At 64.7% G+C, this 22,108-nt stretch carries 37 protein-coding genes; 9 read left to right on the forward strand and 28 right to left on the reverse strand.

Features of this window, described 5'->3' with window-relative positions:
* Positions 1-113: 113 nt before the first annotated feature.
* Complete coding sequence (locus tag ACLPJJ_RS09595) at positions 114-1,403, reverse strand: transglycosylase SLT domain-containing protein (RefSeq protein ID WP_443590755.1); 1,290 nt, start codon at positions 1,401-1,403, stop codon at positions 114-116.
* 159 nt (positions 1,404-1,562) lie between these two features.
* Between ACLPJJ_RS09595 and ACLPJJ_RS09600 the strand changes: the two genes are divergently transcribed.
* Genes ACLPJJ_RS09600 through ACLPJJ_RS09620 form a run of 5 tightly spaced genes read left to right on the forward strand, consistent with a single transcriptional unit; the run spans position 1,563 to position 5,176 of the window.
* Positions 1,563-1,937 (forward strand): hypothetical protein, encoded by a 375-nt coding sequence (locus ACLPJJ_RS09600; protein WP_443590756.1) that lies wholly within the window; start codon positions 1,563-1,565, stop codon positions 1,935-1,937.
* Positions 1,938-1,952: 15 nt separating this feature from the next.
* Entirely contained in the window at positions 1,953-2,891 is a 939-nt protein-coding gene (locus ACLPJJ_RS09605) for an ABC transporter permease (protein ID WP_443590757.1), read from the forward strand.
* Between the two features lie 3 nt (positions 2,892-2,894).
* Positions 2,895-3,677: an ABC transporter ATP-binding protein gene (locus ACLPJJ_RS09610; RefSeq protein WP_443590758.1), complete on the forward strand. Its 783-nt coding sequence runs from the start codon at positions 2,895-2,897 to the stop codon at positions 3,675-3,677.
* A 15-nt stretch (positions 3,678-3,692) separates the two neighbouring features.
* On the forward strand, positions 3,693-4,550 hold the full coding sequence (locus ACLPJJ_RS09615) for a D-amino-acid transaminase (RefSeq protein WP_443590759.1): 858 nt from the start codon (positions 3,693-3,695) through the stop codon (positions 4,548-4,550).
* A gap of 14 nt (positions 4,551-4,564) precedes the next feature.
* A complete protein-coding gene (locus ACLPJJ_RS09620; RefSeq protein ID WP_443590760.1) occupies positions 4,565-5,176 on the forward strand; it encodes an FMN-binding negative transcriptional regulator in 612 nt (203 codons plus the stop codon).
* On the opposite strand, the gene ACLPJJ_RS09625 is transcribed toward ACLPJJ_RS09620, so the two are convergent.
* Positions 5,168-5,503, reverse strand: a complete 336-nt coding sequence (locus ACLPJJ_RS09625; RefSeq protein ID WP_443590761.1) for a DUF1491 family protein — start codon at positions 5,501-5,503, stop codon at positions 5,168-5,170. The two genes, ACLPJJ_RS09620 and ACLPJJ_RS09625, sit on opposite strands and share 9 nt — an antisense overlap.
* Before the next feature lie 94 nt (positions 5,504-5,597).
* On the opposite strand from ACLPJJ_RS09625, the gene ACLPJJ_RS09630 reads away from it, so the two are divergent.
* From ACLPJJ_RS09630 to ACLPJJ_RS09645, 4 genes are read left to right on the forward strand one after another with little or no spacing between them, the layout of a single operon-like run.
* A complete protein-coding gene (locus ACLPJJ_RS09630; protein ID WP_443590762.1) occupies positions 5,598-6,590 on the forward strand; it encodes an ABC transporter substrate-binding protein in 993 nt (330 codons plus the stop codon).
* On the forward strand, positions 6,590-7,330 hold the full coding sequence (locus ACLPJJ_RS09635) for an ABC transporter ATP-binding protein (RefSeq protein WP_443590763.1): 741 nt from the start codon (positions 6,590-6,592) through the stop codon (positions 7,328-7,330). The genes ACLPJJ_RS09630 and ACLPJJ_RS09635 overlap by 1 nt, the downstream gene beginning before the upstream one ends.
* Complete coding sequence (locus ACLPJJ_RS09640; protein WP_443590764.1) at positions 7,323-8,087, forward strand: ABC transporter permease; 765 nt, start codon at positions 7,323-7,325, stop codon at positions 8,085-8,087. Before ACLPJJ_RS09635 ends, ACLPJJ_RS09640 begins: the two co-directional genes overlap by 8 nt.
* A gap of 45 nt (positions 8,088-8,132) precedes the next feature.
* Complete coding sequence (locus ACLPJJ_RS09645) at positions 8,133-8,339, forward strand: hypothetical protein (RefSeq protein WP_443590765.1); 207 nt, start codon at positions 8,133-8,135, stop codon at positions 8,337-8,339.
* A gap of 191 nt (positions 8,340-8,530) precedes the next feature.
* Here the strand turns inward: ACLPJJ_RS09645 and rplQ are convergent, their stop codons facing one another.
* The 26 genes from rplQ to rplC all read right to left on the reverse strand — a co-directional run bounded on the left by rplQ (position 8,531) and on the right by rplC (position 22,106).
* The gene (rplQ, locus tag ACLPJJ_RS09650) at positions 8,531-8,956 is read right to left on the reverse strand and encodes a 50S ribosomal protein L17 (RefSeq protein WP_443590766.1); all 426 of its coding nucleotides are present in this window, start codon (positions 8,954-8,956) and stop codon (positions 8,531-8,533) included.
* Positions 8,957-8,979: 23 nt separating this feature from the next.
* Positions 8,980-9,999: a DNA-directed RNA polymerase subunit alpha gene (locus tag ACLPJJ_RS09655; protein WP_443590786.1), complete on the reverse strand. Its 1,020-nt coding sequence runs from the start codon at positions 9,997-9,999 to the stop codon at positions 8,980-8,982.
* A gap of 79 nt (positions 10,000-10,078) precedes the next feature.
* Positions 10,079-10,471, reverse strand: coding sequence for a 30S ribosomal protein S11 (gene rpsK, locus ACLPJJ_RS09660; protein ID WP_183265862.1), 393 nt, complete (start codon positions 10,469-10,471; stop codon positions 10,079-10,081).
* Between the two features lie 36 nt (positions 10,472-10,507).
* Complete coding sequence (gene rpsM / locus ACLPJJ_RS09665) at positions 10,508-10,885, reverse strand: 30S ribosomal protein S13 (RefSeq protein WP_443590767.1); 378 nt, start codon at positions 10,883-10,885, stop codon at positions 10,508-10,510.
* Positions 10,886-11,017: 132 nt separating this feature from the next.
* Entirely contained in the window at positions 11,018-11,689 is a 672-nt protein-coding gene (locus ACLPJJ_RS09670) for an adenylate kinase (RefSeq protein WP_443590768.1), read from the reverse strand.
* A gap of 11 nt (positions 11,690-11,700) precedes the next feature.
* Positions 11,701-13,038, reverse strand: coding sequence for a preprotein translocase subunit SecY (gene secY, locus ACLPJJ_RS09675; protein WP_443590769.1), 1,338 nt, complete (start codon positions 13,036-13,038; stop codon positions 11,701-11,703).
* A gap of 112 nt (positions 13,039-13,150) precedes the next feature.
* Positions 13,151-13,636, reverse strand: a complete 486-nt coding sequence (gene rplO, locus ACLPJJ_RS09680; RefSeq protein WP_443590770.1) for a 50S ribosomal protein L15 — start codon at positions 13,634-13,636, stop codon at positions 13,151-13,153.
* Between the two features lie 25 nt (positions 13,637-13,661).
* Complete coding sequence (gene rpmD / locus ACLPJJ_RS09685) at positions 13,662-13,850, reverse strand: 50S ribosomal protein L30 (protein WP_443590771.1); 189 nt, start codon at positions 13,848-13,850, stop codon at positions 13,662-13,664.
* Entirely contained in the window at positions 13,843-14,433 is a 591-nt protein-coding gene (gene rpsE / locus ACLPJJ_RS09690) for a 30S ribosomal protein S5 (protein ID WP_443590772.1), read from the reverse strand. Before rpsE ends, rpmD begins: the two co-directional genes overlap by 8 nt.
* A gap of 12 nt (positions 14,434-14,445) precedes the next feature.
* On the reverse strand, positions 14,446-14,808 hold the full coding sequence (gene rplR / locus ACLPJJ_RS09695; RefSeq protein ID WP_443590773.1) for a 50S ribosomal protein L18: 363 nt from the start codon (positions 14,806-14,808) through the stop codon (positions 14,446-14,448).
* Complete coding sequence (gene rplF, locus ACLPJJ_RS09700) at positions 14,808-15,341, reverse strand: 50S ribosomal protein L6 (RefSeq protein WP_443590774.1); 534 nt, start codon at positions 15,339-15,341, stop codon at positions 14,808-14,810. Before rplF ends, rplR begins: the two co-directional genes overlap by 1 nt.
* Positions 15,342-15,355: 14 nt before the next feature.
* Entirely contained in the window at positions 15,356-15,754 is a 399-nt protein-coding gene (rpsH, locus tag ACLPJJ_RS09705) for a 30S ribosomal protein S8 (protein WP_443590775.1), read from the reverse strand.
* 18 nt (positions 15,755-15,772) lie between these two features.
* A complete protein-coding gene (gene rpsN, locus ACLPJJ_RS09710) occupies positions 15,773-16,078 on the reverse strand; it encodes a 30S ribosomal protein S14 (protein ID WP_443590776.1) in 306 nt (101 codons plus the stop codon).
* Positions 16,079-16,147: 69 nt separating this feature from the next.
* The gene (gene rplE / locus ACLPJJ_RS09715; RefSeq protein ID WP_443590777.1) at positions 16,148-16,708 is read right to left on the reverse strand and encodes a 50S ribosomal protein L5; all 561 of its coding nucleotides are present in this window, start codon (positions 16,706-16,708) and stop codon (positions 16,148-16,150) included.
* Positions 16,709-16,718: 10 nt separating this feature from the next.
* Positions 16,719-17,039 (reverse strand): 50S ribosomal protein L24, encoded by a 321-nt coding sequence (gene rplX, locus ACLPJJ_RS09720; protein WP_443590778.1) that lies wholly within the window; start codon positions 17,037-17,039, stop codon positions 16,719-16,721.
* 1 nt (position 17,040) lies between these two features.
* Entirely contained in the window at positions 17,041-17,409 is a 369-nt protein-coding gene (gene rplN / locus ACLPJJ_RS09725; protein WP_183265849.1) for a 50S ribosomal protein L14, read from the reverse strand.
* A gap of 12 nt (positions 17,410-17,421) precedes the next feature.
* Positions 17,422-17,685, reverse strand: a complete 264-nt coding sequence (gene rpsQ / locus ACLPJJ_RS09730) for a 30S ribosomal protein S17 (RefSeq protein ID WP_443590779.1) — start codon at positions 17,683-17,685, stop codon at positions 17,422-17,424.
* A gap of 9 nt (positions 17,686-17,694) precedes the next feature.
* Positions 17,695-17,901: a 50S ribosomal protein L29 gene (gene rpmC / locus ACLPJJ_RS09735; protein ID WP_183265847.1), complete on the reverse strand. Its 207-nt coding sequence runs from the start codon at positions 17,899-17,901 to the stop codon at positions 17,695-17,697.
* Between the two features lie 3 nt (positions 17,902-17,904).
* Entirely contained in the window at positions 17,905-18,321 is a 417-nt protein-coding gene (gene rplP, locus ACLPJJ_RS09740) for a 50S ribosomal protein L16 (RefSeq protein ID WP_443590780.1), read from the reverse strand.
* Positions 18,322-18,335: 14 nt separating this feature from the next.
* The gene (gene rpsC, locus ACLPJJ_RS09745) at positions 18,336-19,013 is read right to left on the reverse strand and encodes a 30S ribosomal protein S3 (protein ID WP_443590781.1); all 678 of its coding nucleotides are present in this window, start codon (positions 19,011-19,013) and stop codon (positions 18,336-18,338) included.
* Position 19,014: 1 nt separating this feature from the next.
* The gene (gene rplV / locus ACLPJJ_RS09750) at positions 19,015-19,458 is read right to left on the reverse strand and encodes a 50S ribosomal protein L22 (RefSeq protein ID WP_443590782.1); all 444 of its coding nucleotides are present in this window, start codon (positions 19,456-19,458) and stop codon (positions 19,015-19,017) included.
* A gap of 1 nt (position 19,459) precedes the next feature.
* Positions 19,460-19,738: a 30S ribosomal protein S19 gene (rpsS, locus tag ACLPJJ_RS09755; RefSeq protein ID WP_183265843.1), complete on the reverse strand. Its 279-nt coding sequence runs from the start codon at positions 19,736-19,738 to the stop codon at positions 19,460-19,462.
* 3 nt (positions 19,739-19,741) lie between these two features.
* Entirely contained in the window at positions 19,742-20,575 is an 834-nt protein-coding gene (gene rplB, locus ACLPJJ_RS09760; RefSeq protein WP_443590783.1) for a 50S ribosomal protein L2, read from the reverse strand.
* 10 nt (positions 20,576-20,585) lie between these two features.
* Positions 20,586-20,882, reverse strand: coding sequence for a 50S ribosomal protein L23 (locus ACLPJJ_RS09765; RefSeq protein WP_443590787.1), 297 nt, complete (start codon positions 20,880-20,882; stop codon positions 20,586-20,588).
* An 11-nt stretch (positions 20,883-20,893) separates the two neighbouring features.
* Positions 20,894-21,508: a 50S ribosomal protein L4 gene (gene rplD, locus ACLPJJ_RS09770; protein ID WP_443590784.1), complete on the reverse strand. Its 615-nt coding sequence runs from the start codon at positions 21,506-21,508 to the stop codon at positions 20,894-20,896.
* A 4-nt stretch (positions 21,509-21,512) separates the two neighbouring features.
* Complete coding sequence (gene rplC, locus ACLPJJ_RS09775) at positions 21,513-22,106, reverse strand: 50S ribosomal protein L3 (RefSeq protein ID WP_443590785.1); 594 nt, start codon at positions 22,104-22,106, stop codon at positions 21,513-21,515.
* Positions 22,107-22,108 lie beyond the last annotated feature (2 nt).

Raw genomic sequence — 22,108 nt, forward strand, 5'->3', positions numbered from 1 at the left:
CTCGCAATGACGGCAGAGAGTCATGCATCTCGCAAGCTTGTATCAGTTGGCGTGGTTTGATGAGCACCGGAGCGCAGGCAAACCGCGTCAAATGGCCGCCAGAGTAGAGTTTTCTACGATTCGTCCGGGGAAATCACCACACAACCCGTCGGCCCGCCGGAGAGGCGGTTGCAGGCGTTCACCGCATCCTCATGCGGCAATCCGACCACGCGGGCGCGATAGGTGGTCTTGCCGCCCCTGCGGACGGACTGCACCAGCGCCTGCCCGTTCACCAGCTGGGAAACGGCGGACAACTCGGCGATGCCGAGCGCCGCGCGGGCATTGGCGGAGCTGGAATAAGCGCCGACCTGGATGGCCCAATGCGCCCGGCCCGGCGCCGGGCTGTAGGATGCCTGCATGGTCCGCGGCGGCGTATCGGCCATCGCGGGCGGGACGAGGGAGAAATCAGGCCGCGACTGGGTATGCGAGGGCGCCGGAGGCGGAGGCGGCAGGGACATGGCCAAGGTCGAATCCGTGAGCGAGCTCTGATAGGCGGGCTCGGCCGGGCGCGGTGGCGCGGGCGGCGGCGGCACGGGAGCAGCCTCGACCGGCGCAATGGAGGCAGTCTGCACCGGCGCGACGGACGGCGTCTCAACCGGGGCGATGGACGCCACCTGCACCTGCGCCCCGGCATTGTCATCCGAATTGTCCGCAGGCAGCCCATAGGAGGCGGACGGCACGAAGCCCGGCGGCAGCAGCCCCGGCGCCTCGGTCATCGGCTGGGTATTCAGAGCCAGCTGGTCAGCCTCGGACCGGTGGGCCGGGTAGTAGCCCTGGATATGCGGCGCGATCATCGCCACGTAGTTCTTGGTCTCGTCCGGCAAAGGCCGGCTGTAGTTCATGTAGGAGTCGAGCCGCCCCGGCCCGGCGTTATACGCCGCCAGGAAGCCCGGCGAGCCGTACACCTGGTACATCTCGTGGATATACGCCGTGCCGGCCATGATGTTGTCGTAGGGGTTGAACGGGTCCTGGCCCAGCCCGTACTGCGCGGCCATCTCCTGGTAGGTTTCGGGCTCGAGCTGCATCAGCCCCATGGCCCCGGCGGCGGACACCACCAGCTGGCCGTCGATATATTCATGCCCGCCGGACTCCACGCGCATCACCTGGCGGATCCACATCTCCGGCACGTCGAACCGCGCCGCGGCCTGCTGGATATACGGGCCCCACGGGTCGCTGGGCGGTCCGGGCGGGTTGTAGTCGTGCTGCGCGTGGGAGAGGTAGTAATCGGCGTTTTCCGACACGCGCGGCCCACCGGCGCAGGCGGTGAGCAGGGCTAGCCCTGCGCAGCCCAGCGAGAGCTTGACCTTGAAGCCAGCCCGGAAACTACGCAAACGCCCCGGCCGCACTTGGGAGCCATTGACCACGATCGGAAGCCTCCAGCAATTGACGCCTTTTATAGCATCATGCTCAATGATGGCTTAAACAAGGCACCATAAGCCATTAGCCGGAAACGCAAGTTTCGGCAACAAAATCTTGACGTCCGCCGCTACCGGAACCGGGCCGATTGTGCTAGCCCATGTCCCATGCGGCGCATTTGCAAAATTTCCCCGTTCACGGCCGGTCCGGCGCTGCTGCTGGTGCTCGGGGGCTTAAGCGCCTGCGCCCCCTCCGCCCCGCGAGCCTCGGTTGGCACCGCCGCGGCGGCGCGCGTGCCGACAGGCACCGTCGTCGCCGTGCGCCACGCCGATCCGGGCCAGTCAGGCGCCGCGCTTGGCCAAATTATGTCCATCCTGGGCCAGCCGATGCCGGCCAATGCCGGGCCGGGCACGGAGGTTGTCATCAAGATGCAGAACGGCTCGGTGAAATCCGTGGCCGAGCCGGTGGATCCCCCGCTCTCCGCCGGGCAGACGGTGACGGTTACCAAGACGCCGGACGGCGTCTCCATCAACCCCATCTGATTCCCGAGGCGGCGCATGGTTGATGCCGCCCGCTCATTCCGCTATCGCCTCCTCATGCTCATGATCGCGCCTGGACAGGACACTGCCGGACCCGGCTCGCCGCCACCCATTGCGGCCCCGGCCGCGCGTCTCGTCATCGCCGCGTCGCATAGCTGGCGCGAGCGCCTGCGCCTAGCGGCGGTGGACCTGGCGGATACGGCCAGGCTCTGGCCGCTGGTGTGGACGCTCAGCCTGTTCGATATCCGCCTGCGCTATCGCGGTTCCCTGCTCGGGCCGCTCTGGCTTACCTTGTCCACCGCCATCATGGTCGGGGCCATTGGTTTTCTCTACGCCCGGCTGTTCCACCAGGATGTCCGCGCCTATCTGCCGTTCCTCACCATCTCGCTGGTGCTGTGGAATTTCATCAGCACCGTCGCCTCGGAGGCCACGACCTGCTTCACCCAGGCGGATGCGATGATCCGCTCCATACGCATGCCCCATTCCGTGCACGCGGCGCGGGTGGTGATGCGCAACACGCTGGTGCTGGGGCATAATATTGTCGTCGTCGCCGTGGTGTTCGCGCTGTTGGGCACCCACCCGGGGCTGGACTGCTTCACGTTGCTGCCCGGCTTCCTGCTCTGGCTGGCCGATGCCTTCGCCGCCAGCCTACTGCTGGGGCTGTTCGGCGCGCGTTTCCGTGACATTCCGCCCATCATCGCCAGCGTCATGCAGATCGCCTTCTACGTCACGCCGATCATGTGGAGCCCGGCGATGCTGGCGCATCGCGGCCTGGCCCGCGCCTTTGTCGATCTCAACCCGTTCTACGCCCTGCTGGAGATCATGCGCGCTCCGCTGCTCGGCCAGCCGTTCGAACCTGGCGCCTGGCATCTCGCCGTCCTCTATTCGCTGGGCCTGTTCCTCATCACGGGCCTCATCTTCGTGCGCGCCCGCCCGCGCCTGCCCTACTGGTTGTAAGCCATGGCCCAGCTGATCGTTGACAATGTCTCTGTGTCCTTCCCGCTCTACCATACGGAAAGCCGCAGCCTGAAGAAGACCGTGTTCGCCGCCGCCTCTGGGCGCCTCGGCGAGGACAGCCGTCACCGCCTCACCGTGGAGGCGCTGCGCGGCGTCTCCTTCACGCTCAACTCGGGTGACCGGCTGGGCTTCATCGGCTCCAACGGCGCGGGCAAGACCACGCTGCTGCGCACCATGGCGGGAATCTACGAACCGGTCGCGGGCAGCATCACCTTAGAAGGCGCGGTGACCGCCCTGCTGGACCCCGGCCAGGGCATGAACCCGGACCTCACCGGCAACGAGAACATCCGCCTGCGCGCTTTGTTCAACGGCTATTCCGAGGCGCAGATCCGCCAGCTGCAGGAAGATGTTGCCGCCTTCGCCGGGCTGGACCAGTTCCTCTCCCTGCCGGTGCGCACCTACAGCTCCGGCATGGTGGTGCGGCTCGGTTTCGCCATGGCCACGGCCATCCTCCCGCAGATATTGCTGATGGACGAGTGGATATTGGCGGGCGATGCCAGCTTCCTCGACAAGGCCCGCCACCGGCTGGAAACCATGGTGCGCGGCGCGGAAATCCTTGTCCTCTCCTCACACAGCCCCACTATCATCCTGGAATGGTGCAACCGGCTCATCTGGATGGAGAACGGCATGGTGAAGGCCGACGGCTCGCCGGAGGAGGTTCTCGCCGCCTATCTGCCGCCGGACCAGTTTGCCCACGCGCTTGAGGCAGCCGGAAAGGCCGCTTAAGGTAAGGAGACCCGCATGGCCGCCATCGCCTATGTGAACGGCCGGTATCTGCCGCTGCACCAGGCGAGCGTGAATGTGGAAGACCGTGGCTACCAGTTCGGCGACGGGATCTACGAGGTTCTCTACGTGCATCGCGGCGCGCTGGTGGATGCCGGGCTGCATCTGCAACGCCTGGCGCGCAGCCTAAGCGAGATCGAGCTACCCGCCCCGATGTCCGCCGCCGCCCTGCACGCGGTTGTGCTCCAGGTGCTGCGGCTCAACCGCATCCAGACCGGGCTGGTTTACCTGCAAGTCACCCGCGGCGTGGCAAGGCGCGACCACCCCATCCCCTCGCCCGCGCCGCGCCCCAGCCTCGTCATCATCGCCCGGCGCAAGCCCGAACCGCCCGAGGACATCGCCGCGTGGACAGCGGAGGCCATCACCCTGCCGGATGCGCGCTGGGCACGGTGCGACATCAAATCCACCAATTTGCTGCCCAACGTGCTCGCCCGCACCGCGGCCAAGCGCGCGGGCGCGTATGAGGCGATTCTGTTTGACGCCAATGGCAACGTGACCGAGGGTGCGGCCAGCACGGTCTGGATCGTCACCCGCGGCGGCACGCTGCTCGCCCGCCCGCTGGATGCGCATATCCTGCCCGGCTGCACCCGCGCCGCGCTCATTGAGGAACTGCAACGCCAAAGGCTGGGCTTCGAGGAACGGGAATTCTCGCTGGCGGAACTGCGCGAGGCGCGGGAGATCTTCCTCACCAGCGCCACCTCCTTCGTCAAACCCGTGGTCCGGCTGGATGGCGCGCCCATCGGCAATGGCGCGCCCGGCGCCACGGCCACAGCCTTGTTCGAGCTTTACGTGCGCCGCCTGCGGGCGTCCGCGTAACAGGAGCCGCATCCATGTATGTCCCGCCCGCCTTCGCCGAAACCCGCCCCGAGGAACTGCACGCCATCATGCGTGCGGCCTCGCTGCCCGTGCTCGTCTCGCCCACCGCCTCGGGCCTGGCGGCCACGCATCTGCCGCTGTCGCTGGAAGCGCCGGACCGGCTGGTGGGCCACATGGCGCGGGCCAACATGCATTGGCGGGAGTTCGACCCGCATGCCGAGTCGCTGGCCATCTTCACCGCGGTCGATGGTTACGTGAGCCCGAACTGGTACGCGACCAGGGCGGAGACCGGAAAGGTGGTGCCGACCTGGAACTATCAGGCGGTGCATGCCACCGGGCGGCTGGAGATCATCGAGGACCCTGCGGCGCTGCTGGATATCGTCTCCAAACTCACCGACCGCTTCGAGGCCCCCCGCGCCACCCCCTGGGCCGTGAGCGATGCCCCGGCCAACTATATCGCCGCGCAGCTCAATGGCATCGTCGGCATTGTGCTGCACATCACGAAGCTGCAGGGCGTGGCCAAGCTCAGCCAGAACAAATCCATGGCGGACCGGGACGGCGTGATCGCCGGCGCCGAGGCGGAGAACCCGGCGCTCGCCGCAGCGATGCGCAGGACCTTAGACTAGCTTGCCTTCGAACGGCGGCACGTAATCCGCCGCGTCAAACTCGATCACCCAGAGGTCGGGGTCGTAGGAAACCTGCTTCTTCACATAGGCGTCAGTGGCGTCCTCTGTCACCGGCTCGGGCCCGGTGCCGCGCATCCAGGCCAGATCGCCATCCCTCTCGCGGAATTGGGTCAGCACGATGTTGCCAGTGCGCCCATGCAGCACCACCAACACGCCGCCGGCATCCGGGTCGCCCTTGCGCACCACTAGGCCGGGCTTGCCCTCCAGCATGCCCATGCGCAGTGCCGCAGAGACCCAAATTCCCGCCTTGATCCTCGGCTCGCCCATGCTAATCCCTAAAACGTTCGTTTACGGGTTACCCGCGTGCGATCTCCTTGACCAGCCGCGCGATCCGGATTCATCTGCATAAGGAGACTCCGCAATGTTCCGACCGGTCCGCCTCGCCAGCCTGCTCGCCGCCTGCCTTTGCCTCGCCCCCGCTGCGCAGGCCGCCGACAAGGTGAGCTTCGGGCTCGACTGGGTGGCCGAGCCCGAATATGGCGGCTACTATCAAGCACTCGCCACGGGCATCTACAAGAAATACGGGCTCGATGTCTCGATCGTGCAGGGCGGGCCGCAGGTGAATAACGCGCAGCTGCTCATCGCCGGGCGGCTGACCTTCGACATCACCTCCAACACCTTCCTGGCGCTCAACTTCGCGCAGGAGAACATTCCCTTCGTCGCCATCGCCGCCGGGTTCCAGAAGGACCCGGACGCGCTAATCGCCCATCCCGGCCGGGGCAATGACAGCTTCGCCAACCTCAAGGGCAAGCCCATCGCTGTCAGCGCCGACACGCGTGCCAGCTGGTGGCTCTATCTCAAGAGCAAGTATGGCTACACCGACGACCAGCTGCGCCCCTACAGCTTCAGCCTGACACCGTTCTTCACCAACCCGGATGACATCCAGGAAGCCTATGTCACCAGCGAGCCGTATCTGGTGCATGAGCAGACTGGACAATGGCCGGTGGTGATGGCCCTGCCCGATGCGGGGTTCAACGGCTATGCCAGCCTGATCGCCACCAGCGAGACGCTGGTGCAAACCAACCCGGATCTGGCCCGGCGCTTCATCGAGGCCTCCACCGAGGGCTGGTACTCCTACCTCTACGGCGACCCCAGCCCGGCCTTCGCCGCCATCAAGGCCGCCAACCCGGACATGACCGACGGGCTGCTGCATTTCGGCTATGACCAGCTCAAGCAACGCGGCATCGTCGACTCGGGCGACACCAAGACGCTCGGCATCTACGCCATGACCGATGCGCGCTGGGCCAGCTTCTTCAACCAGATGGTGGCAGCCGGACTGTACGACAAATCCATGGACTACAAGGCGGGCTATACGCTGCAATTCGTCGATCATGGGTTCGGCGTGCAGAAGTAATGTTTTCTCTCCGTTCGGTCTCCAAGACCTTTCCGAACGCGACAATCGCGCTGGAAGACATCACCGCCGAGATCGAGCCGGGCGATTTCGTGGCGCTGCTCGGCCCTTCGGGCTGCGGCAAATCCACCCTGCTGCGCCTGCTGGCGGGGCTGGAGGCGCCGAGCGCCGGCAGCATCGAGTGGGAGCATCGCCCTGGCCCCGGGGATATCGGCTTCGTGTTCCAGGATGCGACGCTGCTCCCCTGGGCCAGCGCCGAGGAGAACGTGTACCTGCCGCTGCGCCTGCGCGGGCGGAAATGGGCGGACGCAGCCGCGCTGGTCGAGTCGGCCCTGGCGCAGGTGGGGCTCGCGGATTTCGCCAATGCCAAGCCCCGCGCGCTCTCGGGCGGGATGAAGATGCGCGTCTCCATCGCCCGCGCTCTGGTCTCCGACCCGATGCTGCTGCTGATGGACGAGCCCTTCGCCGCATTGGACGAATTCACCCGCCACCGGCTGCAGGACGACCTGCACGCGCTGTGGCGGCGCTCGGGCAAGACCATCGTCTTCATCACCCATTCGATCTACGAGGCCGCCTATCTCGCCAGCCGCATCCTGGTGCTTTCGCCGCGCCCGGGGCGAATCGCCGCTGACATCCGCACCGCCATCCCCGAGGGCGAGCGCCGCCGCGCCAGCGCCGCCTATACGGACCTCGTCGCCGAGATCACCGAAACCTTCCAGCGCGTGATGCCCGTCCATGAATAAGACCATCGAGCGCATCGCCCCCTTCGCTTTCGGGTTCATCGCACTTGGGGCTTGGCAGGGGCTCGTCTGGGCGCTGGGGGTGCCGTCCTACGTGCTGCCAGGCCCTATCGCCATCGTGCAGGCCTATTTCGACGACCATGCCGTGCTGAACCAGGCGCTGCTCTCCACGCTCAGCGTCACCTTCGCGGCGCTGGTGGCGGCTACCGCCATCGGCGTGGCGCTGGCCGTGGCCATGGCGGCGAGCCGGTTGTTCCGCGCCGCCATCCAGCCATGGGCGGTGATTTTGCAGGTCACGCCCGTTGTCGCCCTCGCGCCGTTCATCATCATCTGGATCAACCAGCCCTTCCTGGCGCTGGTGGTCTGCGCCATTATCGTCGCCTTCTTCCCGATTCTCTCGAACACCGCGGCGGGGCTCGCCTCCACCCCGGCGGATTTGCAGGATTTGTTCCGGCTGAACGGCGCGACTCGGTGGCAGACGCTGACCCTGCTCAGCCTGCCCTCGGCGCTGCCGAGCTTCCTCACGGGGCTGCGCATCTCCGGCACGCTGGCGCTGGTCGGCGCCGTGGTCGCGGAATTCGTGGCGGGCTCGGGCGGCTTCGCCTCCGGGCTGGCGTATCGCATCATCGAGGCCAGCTACCGGCTGGAAATCCCGCGCATGTTCGCGGCGCTGGTGCTGCTGGGCCTGTCCGGCATTGTCATCTACGCCGCATTGGGCTGGCTGGAAGCCGCCCTGCTGCGCCGGCGCAACGGCGCTTGAATTTTTATCCCGGACCTGCAAGGCAGGCCCAAACTGGAGACCAACATGACCGACTACACGAAGACACTCAGCAAGGGACAACTCGCCTACGAGCAGCAGCGCGCGGCCAAGGCCGGCATGTCTCTGGATGAATGGATGAAGGCCAAGGCCAAGAAGGCCGAGGACGAAGCCAAGCAGGCCGCGCCGAAGCCGCCGAAGAAGAAGGGCTTCTTCTCCCGGCTGCTCGACAAGGCGCATCAGCCGCTGGGCTAAATTCTACTCTGGCGGCCGCCTGGAGCGTTTTTCTGCGCTCCGGTGCTCACGTACCTCAACGTACGCTCCGCTCCGGTGCTCGAAAAACACCCCCATGCGACTCACCAGAGCGAATTTTCAAATCGCCGCCAATAAAAAAGGGCAAACCCGCCGGGGTTTGCCCTTTTGCTTTGCCGGTTAGGGCGAAGCTCTTACTCTTCGCCTTCAGCCTCGGCGGCGACTTCCGGCTTCGGCCCAGAATCCTGCCCCTTGGCGGAGACATCGCGGTCCACCAGCTCGATCACCGCCATGTCGGCAGCATCGCCGTAGCGCATGCCGGCCTTCAGCACGCGGGTGTAGCCACCGGCACGAGCCTTGTAGCGCTCGGCAACGGTGTCGAAGAGCTTCGCCACGATCGTCTCGTCGCGGAGCTGGTCGAAAGCCTGGCGCTTGGCGTGCAGCCCGCCGCGCTTGCCGAGCGTGATCAGCTTCTCCACAACCGGGCGAAGTTCCTTCGCCTTCGGCAGGGTGGTGGTAATCTGCTCATGCTTGATGAGTGCGACGGCCATGTTCCGGAACATGGCAGCGCGATGGGAGGAGGTGACGCCGAGTTTACGACCGCTGAGACCGTGACGCATGATGAAGTGTTCCTGTTAATACTTTAGAAGGGCTGGTCCGAGCGCTTGGCCAGTTCCTCGATATTCTCGGGCGGCCAATCCGGCACGATCATGCCAAGGGAGAGCCCCATGACAGTCAGCACTTCCTTGATTTCGTTCAAAGACTTGCGGCCGAAGTTCGGCGTGCGCAGCATTTCCTGCTCGCTCTTCTGCACGAGGTCGCCAATATACACGATATTGTCGTTCTTCAGGCAGTTGGCGGAGCGCACGGAGAGCTCCAGCTCGTCCACCTTGCGCAGCAGGTTCGGGTTGAAGGGCAGCTCGATGCGCGGCTCCTCGGGGCGGGCGCGCTGCGGCTCCTCGAAGTTCACGAACATGCTGAGCTGGTCCTGCAGGATGCGCGCGGCCAGGGCCACGGCGTCCTCCGGCGTCACCGCGCCGTTGGTTTCCACTTCCAGGATGAGCTTGTCGTAGTCCGTCACCTGGCCAACGCGGGTCTTCTCGACCTTGTAGGACACGCGGCGCACCGGGGAGTAGATGGCATCAACCGGGATCAGGCCGATCGGCGCATCCTCGGGGCGGTTGGCGGAGGCCGCCTCGTAGCCCCGGCCGGAGCCGACGGTGAATTCCATGCCCAGCGTCGCGCCTTCGTCCAGCGTGCACAGCACGAGATCGGGGTTCATGATCTCGATGTCATGCCCGGCCTGGATCTGCCCGGCCTTGACCTCGCCAGGGCCGGTCGCGGTCAGCACCATGCGCTTCGGCCCCTCGCCATGCATGCGCACGGCGAGCTGCTTGATGTTGAGCACGATGTCGGTCACGTCCTCGCGCACGCCGGCGAGGGTGGAGAACTCATGCAGCACGCCGTCGATGCGCACCGCGGTAACGGCGGCACCCTGCAGCGACGAGAGCAGAATGCGGCGCAGCGCGTTGCCGAGCGTCAGACCGAAGCCACGCTCCAGCGGTTCGGCGATGATCGTGGCGATACGGGACGCATCGGCACCGAACTCGACGTCGAGCTGCTCCGGCTTGATCAGCAACTGCCAGTTGCGTTGCAGAGACAATGTAGAGTCTTTCAACATTCACCCCTCCGGCCTGGGCGGCAAAACCACACCCCGGCCTAAAGAAAAACCCGAACCCTTATTAGACGCGGCGGCGCTTGCGCGGCCGGCAGCCATTATGCGGGATCGGCGTCAGGTCGCGAATCGCGGAAATCTGGAAGCCCACGGCCTGCAGGGCGCGCAGCGCGCTCTCACGTCCCGAACCCGGACCGCTCACCTCGATCTCGAGGGTCTCCATGCCGTGCTCGCGCGCCTTGCGGCCGGCGTCTTCGGCGGCAACCTGCGCGGCATACGGGGTGGACTTGCGGCTACCCTTGAAGCCCTGGCTACCAGCGGTCGACCAGGCAATGGTGTTGCCCTGCGCGTCCGTGATGTTGACCATCGTGTTGTTGAAGCTGGCGAGAACGTGCGCAACACCGGCGATGATGTTCTTGCGTTCTTTCTTGCGGGGGCGGGAAGAGGCGGGCTTCGCCATATCGGTAATCCTGTGTCTGACGCTATGCGCGGAAAATTAGCGGGTGGCTTTCTTCTTGCCGGCGATGGCCACGGCCTTGCCCTTACGGGTGCGGGCGTTGGTGTGGGTGCGCTGACCGCGGACCGGCAGGCCCTTACGGTGACGCAGGCCACGGTAGCAGCCGAGATCCATCAGGCGCTTGATGTTCATCGCCACTTCGCGGCGGAGGTCGCCCTCGACGCGGAAGTCCTTGTCGATCATCTCGCGCAGGCGGAGAATTTCGTCATCGGAGAGCTGGTTCACCCGGCGCTCGTCGGGGATGGCCAGTGCCGTGCAAATCTCCTGGGCCTTCGCCGGGCCGATGCCGTAGATGTAGCGAAGGCTGATCACAACACGCTTGTTCGTGGGAATGTTTACGCCGGCAATACGCGCCACGTGGTCTCTCCTGAGGTCATAACAAGTAGCGGCGCCCCACCCGGGAGCGCCGCGAAAGCGGGTTATAGCGCCCGCGAACTTAGAGTCAACAACGACTGATCAATTTTTCGTGAGGCTTGTCAAGAGTTGATGTCAAACCGCCGGGGCGGGCACGCCAACCTGGCGCAAAACCGCCTCGATCTGGTGTTCCACCTCGTCCATATCGGCCATGCCGTCCACGCTGAACAGCCGCCCCTGGGCCTTGTAGTAAGGCAGAATCGGCGCCGTCTGGGCGTTGTAGGCCTCCAGGCGGGCATGCACGGTCTCGGCCTTGTCGTCCGGACGGCGGGTAAACTCGGTGCTGCCGCAAACGTCGCACACGCTGTCGGCTTTCGGCAGCTTGAACTTGTCGTGGTAGCCCTCGCCGCACTTGGCGCAGGTGAAGCGGCCGGAGATGCGCTCGACGAGGATCGCCTCGTCCACCTTCAGCTCGATGACGGCGTCCAGGTCCACGGCCGTGTTGTGCAGCAGCTTATCCAGCGCCTGGGCCTGCGGCACGGTGCGGGGGAAGCCATCCAGGATGAAGCCCTTGGCGCAGTCCGGGCGATGGATACGCTCGCCGATCATGCGGATCAGGATATCGTCGGACACCAGCTTGCCGGCATCCATCACGGCCTTGGCCTCCAGCCCGATCGGGCTGCCAGCCTTTACCTCGGCGCGCAGCATGTCGCCGGTGGAAATCTGCGCGATCCCGTAACGGGTCTCCAGCAGCTTGGACTGAGTGCCCTTGCCTGCGCCAGGCGGGCCGAGAAGGATTAATTCCACATTGCTCTCCCTTACTTCCGATTTTTACCACGCCCCTTGCGGATCAGCCCCTCATACTGGTGCGCCAGCAGATGCGACTGGACCTGCGTCACCGTGTCCATGGTCACGGACACCATGATCAGCAGCGAAGTGCCGCCGAAATAGAACGGCAGGCTGTAATTGCTCATGGCGAAGTCCGGCAGCAGACAGACCAGCACCAGATACCCTGCGCCGATGGCGGTCAGGCGGGTGAGCACCATGTCGAAATACTTGGCCGTGTTCGTGCCGGGGCGAATGCCAGGAATGAACGCGCCGTTCTTCTTCAGGTTCTCCGCCGTCTCCTCCGGGTTGAAGGCGATCGCTGCCCAAACAAAGGAGAAGGAGATGATCAGCGCGGCGTACAGGAGCATGTAGAGCGGCTGGCCGCGCGAGAGCGAATGCGCGATGGCCTGGAGCCAGCCCGGACCGCCAGCGGAGAAGCCGACAAAGGTGGCCGGGATCACCAGCAGCGAGCTGGCGAAGATCGGCGGCATCACGCCCGAGGCGTTAACCTTGAGCGGCATGTAGTTGCTCTCGCCGCCATAGATGCGCTGGCCGACCTGGCGCTTGGGATGCTGGATGAGAATCCGGCGCTGCGCACGCTCCATGAACACGACAAAGGCGATGACCAGCAGCGCCACGGCGAAGAAGACGATGATGAAGAAGGTGGACAGCGCGCCGGTGGACCCCAACTCCAGGATATTGGCGATCGCCACCGGCATGTTGGCGACGATGCCCGCGAAGATGATCAGGCTGGAGCCGGTGCCGATGCCGCGCGAGGTGATCTGCTCGCCCAGCCACATCACGAACACCGTGCCGCCGACCAGCGTGACCACGGCGGTGAACTCGAAGAACATGCCGGGGTCGATCACCGCCGGGCCGAGCGCGCTTTTCACCCGTTCCAGGCTGACCGCGATGCCATAGGCCTGCACCGTGGCGATGATGACGGTGAGATAGCGCGTGTACTGGGTGATTTTCTGCCGGCCCGAGTCGCCCTCTTTCTTCAGCGCCTCAAGCGCCGGGATGGTGGAGGACATCAGCTGGATGATGATGCTGGCGCTGATATAAGGCAGGATGTTCAGGGCGAAGATGGTCATGCGGCCGAGCGCGCCGCCGGTGAACATGTTGAACATGCCCAGGATGCCGCCGCCGTTCTGCGTCATCAGATGCGCCATCACCGTCGCGTCCACGCCGGGGACCGGAATATATGTACCCAAACGGAACACGATCAGCGCGCCCAGGGTAAACCAGATGCGCTTGCGGAGATCCGTGGCCTTGCCAAATGCGCCCAGGTTCAGGTTCGCGGCCATCTGTTCTGCGGCGGATGCCATTACTCAATCCTTATTATTCAACAAAAAACGGCGCTTGCCGGTGCTTAGCGCGACAGGCAAGCGCCGTTTTACAGCGCTATTTGCCGGATTTTCTCCGGCGGAGGCAAGAGGCTTACGCCGCTTCGGTGTCAGCCTTGGCAACCAGGGTGGTCACCTTGCCGCCAGCCTGCTCGATCGCGGCCACAGCCGCGGCGGAGGCGCCGGAGACTTCGATGGTGACAGCCTTGCTGATGGTGCCGCGGGCGAGCAGGCGCACGCCGTTCACCTTGTTCTGGCGAACCACGCCGGCCTCGGCCAGCACGGCCTCGGTGATCGGCTGCGAGGCGTCCAGCTTGCCAGCCTCAATCGCAGCTTCGAGCGTGCTGAGGTTCAGCGGCGCGTATTCCTTGCGGTTGACGTTGGTGAAGCCACGCTTCGGCAGACGGCGGTAGATGGGGAGCTGACCACCCTCGAAGCCGTTCAGGGAAACGCCCTCGCGAGCCTTCTGACCCTTAACGCCCTTGCCGGAGGTCTTGCCCTTGCCGGAGCCGATACCGCGGCCAAGGCGCTTGGACTTCAGCCGAGCGCCGGGATTGTCGCGAATTTCATTGAGTTTCATGACGAATATCCTTGCACGAGCCGGCTTACGCCAGCTCCTCGACCTTCAACAGGTGCTTGACCTTGTTGACCATGCCAAGCACTTCCGGCGTAGCGGGGAGCTCGACGCTCTTGCTGATCTTGTTCAGCCCGAGGCCAATCAGGGTCGCCTGCTGGCCGGGCTTGCGCCCGTTGCCGGACGAGACCTGCGTGATCCGAATCTTCTTATCAGACATCGCTCACCTCCACGGCGGCTTCCTTTTGAGCCTGGCCGTACAGATCCGCCACCTTCTTGCCACGGCGGCTAGCCACCAGGCGCGGGCTGGTCACATTGGCCAGCGCGGCGAAGGTCGCCTTTACCATGTTGTGCGGGTTGCGGCTGCCCAGCGACTTGGCGACCACGTCGCCGATGCCCAGGGTCTCGAACACAGCGCGCAGCGGACCGCCGGCGATGATACCGGTACCGGCCGGAGCCGAACGGATGACAACCTCACCGGCGCCGAAGATGCCGCGCACGTCGTGGTGCAGCGTGCGGCCTTCCTTCATCGGGACGCGGATCATCGTCTTCTTCGCGCGCTCGGTCGCCTTGCGGATCGCCTCGGGCACCTCACGGGCCTTGCCCGCGCCGTAGCCGACGCGGCCCTTCTGGTCGCCAACGACCACCAGCGCTGCGAACGCAAACCGGCGGCCACCCTTCACGACCTTGGCGACGCGGTTGATCGTCACCAGCTTGTCGACGAACTCGTCACCAGCCTCGCGCTCGCGCTCGCGCTCGCGATTCCTGCCGCCGCTGCCGCCTTCGCGTGCTTCACGTGCCATCTGCAAACCCTCTTAGAAGTCGAGGCCGCCCTCGCGGGCCGCCTCTGCCAGGGCTTTCACCCGGCCATGATAGAGATAAGAACCGCGGTCGAACACCACGGCGACAACGCCCGCAGCCTTGGAGCGCTCGGCGATCAGCTTGCCCACGGCGGAGGCGGCATCCTTGTCGGCGCCGGTGCGCAGGGCAGACTTCAGCTCCTTGTCCAGGGTCGAGGCGGCGGCCAGGGTACGGCCCTGGGCGTCGTCGATGATCTGGGCATAGATGTGCTTGCCAGAACGGAACACCGACAGGCGCGGACGCCCGCCGGACTTCTGCCGGAGCTGATAGCGGAGGCGGGCCCGGCGGCGCGCCTGCAATTCCAGATTGCTCGACATTATTTCTTCTTACCCTCTTTCCGGCGGATCGCTTCGCCTTCGAACTTGACACCCTTGCCCTTGTACGGCTCGGGCGGACGATAGGAGCGCAGCTCGGCGCAAACCTGACCAACCTGACGCTTGTCCACGCCCTCGACCTTGATCAAGGTCGGCTTCTCGCAGGTCACCTTGATCCCCGTGGGGATCGGGTAGACCACGTCATGGGAGAAGCCCAGGTTGACCACCAGGTTGGGGCCCTGCACCGCAGCGCGGTAACCGGTACCGGTGATCTCCAGCGTCTTCGAATAGCCCTGCGACACGCCCTTCACCATGTTGGCGATGTTGGCGCGGGTGGTGCCCCACATCATACGGGCCTGGGCGGCCTTGGTCTTGGGTTCGACGGAAACCTTGTTCCCCTCGACCTTCGTCTCGACCAGGTCGGTGAGGGCCAGCTGAAGCTCGCCCAGCTTGCCTTTCGCCGTGATCACGTTGCCAGCCAGCGCCACAGTGACGCCAGCGGGGATCTCGACGGGATATTTGCCTACGCGCGACATATCAGGTCCCTCCCTTAGAAGACGCGGCAGAGAACTTCGCCGCCGACATTGGCAGCGCGGGCTTCAACATCGCTCATCACGCCGCGCGGCGTGGAGAGGATGGAGACACCCAGACCATTATAGACGCGCGGCAGCTCCTTGATCTTGGAGTAGACGCGGCGGCCCGGACGGGACACGCGGCTGATCTCTTTGATCACCGGCTGGCCGTCATTGTACTTCAGCTCAATACGCAGCTGGGCAAGGCCGGGGCGCAATTCCTCGCGGGAGAAGCCGCGGATGAAGCCCTCGCGCTTGAGCACGTCCAGCACGTTGGCGCGCAGGTTGGAGGCAGGCGCAACGCAGGACGTCAGACGAGCGTGCTGCGCGTTGCGGATGCGGGTGAGCATATCGCCCAAAGGATCGGACATCGACATTTTCTTACTGCCCTTTCCTTACCAGCTGGCCTTCGTGACACCGGGGATCTGCCCGGTGCTCGCCAGATCGCGGAAGGCGATACGGCAAAGCTTGAACTTACGATAATTGCCACGGGCGCGCCCCGTGAGCTCGCAGCGCAGGCGCACGCGAACCTTCGCGCCGTTGCGCGGCAGCTGCGCGAGCTTGAGGCTCGCCTCGAAGCGGTCCTCCACCGGCAGCGTACGATCCATGATCGTCGCCTTCAGCGTCGCGCGTTTCGCCTGATCACGGGCAGCCATGCGCTCACGCTTGCCGTTTCGGTTGACCTGCGATGTCTTAGCCATCTTCTGATACCCTCCGGAACCTGCCGGTCTCTACCGGCCGTTTTCCAACAAAATTTTTCGCGATGCCGCTCACTTCTGGAACGGCAAGTTGAAACCCTTCAGCAGTGCCTTGGCTTCGGCATCGGTCTTCGCGCTGGTCACGAAGATGATGTCCATGCCACGGATCGCATCGACCTTGTCATAGACGATCTCAGGGAAAATGATCTGTTCCTTGAGGCCCATGGCAAAATTGCCGCGTCCGTCGAAGCCCTTATTACCCGGGATGCCGCGGAAGTCACGCACGCGCGGCAGCGCGATGGTGACCAGGCGGTCCAGGAACTCGTACATGCGGTCGCTGCGCAGGGTCACCTTGCACCCGATCGGCAGGCCGGCGCGGAGCTTGAAGCCAGCGATCGCCTTCTTCGCTAGCGTCTTCACCGGCTTCTGGCCGGAGATCAGCGTCAGCTCGGCCAGGGCGGCGTCCAGCTTCTTCTGGTCGCCGGCGGCTTCGCCAACGCCCATGTTGATCACGATCTTCTGCAGAGCCGGCACCTCGAACGGGTTCTTGTAGCCGAACTCCTTCTGCATCTGCTCACGCACAACCTCGCGGTAGTACTTCTGCAGGCGCGGCAGCTCTTTCACTTCGCTCATTTCGGCCTCCTCAGCCTTCAATAGCGGTGCCGCTCTTGCGAGCGACACGCACTTTGCGGCCATCGTCCAGCACGCGGAAGCCAACCTTGGTCGGCTTGTCCGTGGCGGGGTCGATCAGCGCCAGATTCGACAAATCCACAGCGGCTTCACGCTCGATGATGCCGCCCGGCTCACCCATGCGGGTCGCCTTGGTGTGGTGCTTGGCCACAGCCACGCCCTGCACAACGGCACGGTTCTCGGACGGAATCACGCGCAGCACTTCGCCGCGGGAACCCTTGGCGGCGCCGGAAATAACCAGCACCTTATCGCCCTTTTTAATACGCGCGGCCATGTTACAGCACCTCCGGCGCAAGGCTGATGATCTTCATGAACTTCTTCGCACGCAGCTCGCGCACCACGGGCCCGAAGATACGAGTGCCGATCGGCTCCATCTGCTTGTTGATGAGCACGGCGGCGTTGCGGTCGAAGCGGATGGCGCTGCCATCGGCGCGGCGAACCGGGAACGCCGTGCGCACGACAACCGCCTGGTGCACGTCACCCTTCTTCACCTTGCCGCGGGGAATGGCATCCTTCACGGAGACGACGATGACATCGCCGACCGAAGCGGTCTTGCGCTTGGAGCCGCCGAGCACCTTGATGCACTGCACGCGGCGGGCACCGGAGTTGTCAGCAACGTCGAGGTTGGATTCTACGATAATCATGCTTCAGCCCCCTCAGCCAGCCTGCTGGTCGGTGATGGCGGCGCCGTTGCGCTCCGTCACAACCCAGGTCTTGCGCTTGCTGATCGGCGCGCATTCTTCAATGCGAACCACATCACCTTCGACGCACAAATTAGCCTCGTCATGCGCCGCGTACTTCTTGGAGCGGCGAATGAACTTCTTGTACAACGGGTGCATGATGCGACGCTCGACAAGGACGGTGATCGTCTTGTCCATCTTATCGCTCACGACACGCCCGGTCAGAACACGTTTCGGCATGATACCCTCTTAACCCTTCACAGCCGAACGCGCGCGCTCAGCCAGAATCGTCTTCACCCGCGCGATCTCGCGACGCACCGCGCGCACGCGGCTGGTGTTTTCCTGCTGGCCGGTGGCGCGCTGGAAACGCAGGTTGAACTGCTCCTTGCGCAGATCCAGCAGCAGGCTCTTCAGCTCGTCCGGGGTCTTCACCCGGATATCACTTGCAGCGGTCATCTCTTATGCCTCCCCGATACGGGTGACGAACTTGGTGCGGATCGGCAGCTTCGCCGCGCCCAGCGCCAGCGCCTCGCGGGCCAGCGGCTCGGCAACGCCGTCGATCTCGAACATGATACGGCCGGGGGCCACGCGGGCCACCCAGAATTCCGGGCTGCCCTTACCGGAGCCCATACGCACTTCGGCGGGCTTGGTGGAGACGGGCAGGTCCGGGAAGATGCGGATCCACACGCGGCCGGCACGCTTCATGCAGCGGGTGATGGCGCGGCGGGCAGACTCGATCTGACGGGCGGTGATCCGCTCCGGCTCCAGCGCCTTCAGGCCGAACGCGCCGAAATTCAGCTGCGTGTTGCCCTTGGCGTTGCCGTGGATGCGGCCCTTATGCGCCTTGCGGAACTTGGTACGCTTTGGAGACATCATGGCTTAAAAATTCCTTAGCGCTGCGGGGCCTGTTCGGCCGCGCGCTTATCCTGCGCGAACGGGTCCTGAACCAGAATCTCGCCCTTGAAAATCCAAACCTTCACGCCGCAGGTGCCATAGGTGGTCTTCGCGGTGGCCACGCCGTAGTCGAGATCGGCGCGCAGGGTGTGCAGGGGCACACGGCCTTCACGGTACCACTCGACACGGGCGATCTCGGCACCGCCGAGACGGCCGGAGCAGGTGATCTTGATGCCCTGGGCGCCCAGACGCATCGCAGACTGCACGGCGCGCTTCATCGCACGGCGGAAGGCCACGCGGCGCTCCAGCTGCTGGGCGATGTTCTCGGCCACCAGCGTGGCGTCGATCTCCGGCTTGCGGATCTCCATGATGTTGAGGGCCACATCGGCCTTCGCCATCGCGGACAGCTCCTTGCGCAGGCTGTCGATGTCCTGACCCTTCTTGCCGATCACCACACCCGGGCGGGCGGCATAGATGGTCACGCGCGGCTTCTTGGCCGGGCGCTCGATGACAACGCGGGAGACGCCCGCCTGCTGCAGCTTGCCGCGCAGGTGGTTGCGCAGCTTGATGTCGTCATGCAGCAGCTTGGCGTAGTCCTTGTCGGCGTACCAGCGGCTGTCCCAGGTGCGGGTAATGCCGAGGCGCAGGCCGATCGGATTAATCTTGTGACCCATATTACGCAGCCTCCCCGGCAGACTTCGCGGACTTACCAAAGCCCGGACGAGCATCGCGCACCGGCTTCTCAGCCTGCTCGCGTTCCTCAACAACGATCTTCAGATGGCTGAACCACTTCTCCACGGTCGCGGAACGGCCACGGCCACGGGCGTGGAAACGGCGCATGACGATACCGCGGCCCACCTCGGCCAGCTTCACGTAGAGTTTGTCCACGTCCAGCTGGTGGTTGTTCTCGGCATTGGCGATGGCGCTCTCCAGAGCCTTCTTCACCTGCTTGGCGATGCGGCGCTTGGAGAAGGTCAGGTCGGCCAGCGCACGGCTGGCCGGCAGGTTGCGGATGGAACCAGCAACCAGGTTCAGCTTGCGCGGGCTAACACGGATGTTGCGCGCAATGGCCTCCGCCTGATTGTCGGCCAGGCCGCGCTCGGCTTTCGGTTTGCTCATCTTAGCCCCGCTTCGCTTTCTTGTCGGCCGCGTGCCCCGGGAAGGTGCGCGTCGGCGAGAATTCACCAAACTTGTGGCCGACCATATTCTCGTTCACCTGCACCGGCAGAAACTTCTTGCCGTTGTAGACACCGAACGTAAGGCCGACAAACTGCGGCAGAATCGTGGAGCGGCGCGACCAGATCTTGATGATCTCGTTACGACCGGAGGCGCGGGACGCCTCCGCCTTGCCAAGGAGGTATCCGTCCACAAACGGACCTTTCCAAACAGAACGTGACATCGATTAGCCCTTCCCGCCTTTCGCACGGCGGATGATGAGGTGATCCGTGCGCTTGTTGGTGCGCGTCTTGTAACCCTTGGTCGGCTTGCCCCACGGCGTAACCGGATGACGGCCACCGGAGGTGCGGCCTTCACCACCACCATGCGGGTGATCGACCGGGTTCATAACCACGCCGCGGTTATGCGGCTTGCGGCCCAGCCAACGAGAGCGACCAGCCTTGCCGATCTGCTGGTTCTGATGGTCGGCGTTGGACACCGCGCCGATCGTCGCCATGCACTCGCCGCGCACCATGCGCAGCTCGCCGGACATCAGCTTGATCTGCGCGTAGCCCTGGTCCTTGCCGACCAGCTGGGCGAAGGTGCCCGCGGAACGCGCCAGCTTGCCACCGGCACCGGCCTTCAGCTCGATGTTGTGGATGATCGTGCCCACCGGAATGGCGGACAGCGGCATCGCGTTACCAGGCTTGATGTCGACACGCGCGCCGGAGATCACCGGGTCGCCGGCCTTCAGGCGCTGCGGGGCCAGGATGTAGGCCAGCTCGCCATCGGCGTACTTGATCAGCGCGATGAACGCGGTGCGGTTCGGGTCATATTCCAGACGCTCGACCGTGGCCGGCACATCGAACTTGCGGCGCTTGAAGTCGACCAGGCGGTACGACTGCTTGTGTCCACCGCCGCGGAAGCGGCTGGTGATGCGGCCGTGATTGTTGCGGCCGCCGGTGGAGGATTTACCCTCGGTCAGGCCCTTGACAGGCTTGCCCTTCCACAGCTCGCTACGGTCGATCAGAACGGTGCCGCGAAGGCTCGCCGTGACCGGATTAAAATGTTTCAATGCCATTATCCGCGCCTCACACCAGACCGGTGGTGAAATCGATGCTCTCGCCCTCGGCGAGAGTCACGAACGCCTTCTTCACGTCGGAGCGGATGCCCGGGCGGCCCTTGAACCGCTTGGTCTTGCCCTTCGTGACCAGCGTGTTCACACCGGTAACCTTTACATTGAACAGGCCTTCGATCGCAGCCTTGATCTCAGGCTTCGTCGCGTCGCTCGCCACCTTGAACACGAACTGGTTCTTCTCGGAGAGAAGAGTCGCCTTTTCGGTGATGTGCGGAGCGCGCACGACTTCGTACATACGCTCCGGAGAAATCTTCACGCTGCTCATGCCAGGCGCTCCTTCAGGCCATCGATGCCGGCCTTGGTGATGACCAGCACATCGTGCTGCACGATGTCATAGACATTCGCACCGACGACGGGCAGCACATCCAGGCCATGCACGTTGCGGCTGGCGCGGGCGAAGGTCTCAGCCACCGCCGCATCGACGATCAGCGCCGACTTCCAGCCAAAATTCTTCACCTTCGCGGCAACATCCTTGGTCTTCTCGAGGCCGCCAACGGCATCCAGGATCACCAGCTTGCCCTCGGCCGCCTTCTGCGACAGCGCAGAGACGAGACCCAGGCGACGCACCTTCTTGTTCAGCGAGTAGCCATGGTCGCGCACAACGGGACCATGCACCACGCCACCGGTACGGAACTGCGGCGCGCGCAGCGAGCCCTGACGGGCGTTACCCGTGCCCTTCTGCTTGTACGGCTTACGGGTGGTGCCCGAAACCTCGCCCATGCCCTTCACCTTGTGCGTGCCGGCGCGGCGCTTGGCCAGCTGCCAGTGGATCACGCGCGCGATGATGTCCACGCGGGGCTCAGCGGCGAAAATCTCGTCCGGCAGCTCGGCGCTGCCAACGGCCTTCGCATCAAAATCAACAACATCCAACTTCATCGACTTAGCCCTTCAGCGCCGCGGGATAGGCGGCATCCGCCGGCCGCGCCTTCTTGATCGCATCGCGCATCAGCACGTAGCCGCCCTTGGAACCGGGGACCGCGCCACGCACGAGGACAAGGTTACGTTCCGCGTCCACACCCGCGACCTGCAGGTTAAGGGTGGTCACGCGCTCCTGGCCGAGATGGCCGGCCATCTTCTTGTTCTTGAAGGTCTTGCCGGGATCCTGGCGGTTACCGGTAGAACCAAGCGAACGATGGCTGACGGACACGCCGTGGGACGCTTCCAGACCGCGGAAGTTCCAGCGCTTCATACCACCGGCAAAGCCCTTACCCTTGGTGATGCCAGCAACGTCGACAAACTGGCCGATGGCGAAGTGCGCGGCGGAGATCGCAGCGCCAGCCTCCAGCACGGCGTCGTCGGCCACGCGGAATTCCACCAGCTTCTGCGCCGGCTCCACCTTGCCCTTGGCAAAGTGGCCCTTCTGCGCCTTGCTCACATTCTTCGGCTTGGCCTTGCCAATGCCGAGCTGCACGGCGGAGTAGCCGTCGGTCTCAACCGTCCGCGCCGCCACAACCCGCACCTCGTCGAGGTGCAGCA

This window comes from Acidocella sp. (assembly GCF_052326845.1).
Lineage (GTDB): Bacteria > Pseudomonadota > Alphaproteobacteria > Acetobacterales > Acetobacteraceae > Acidocella.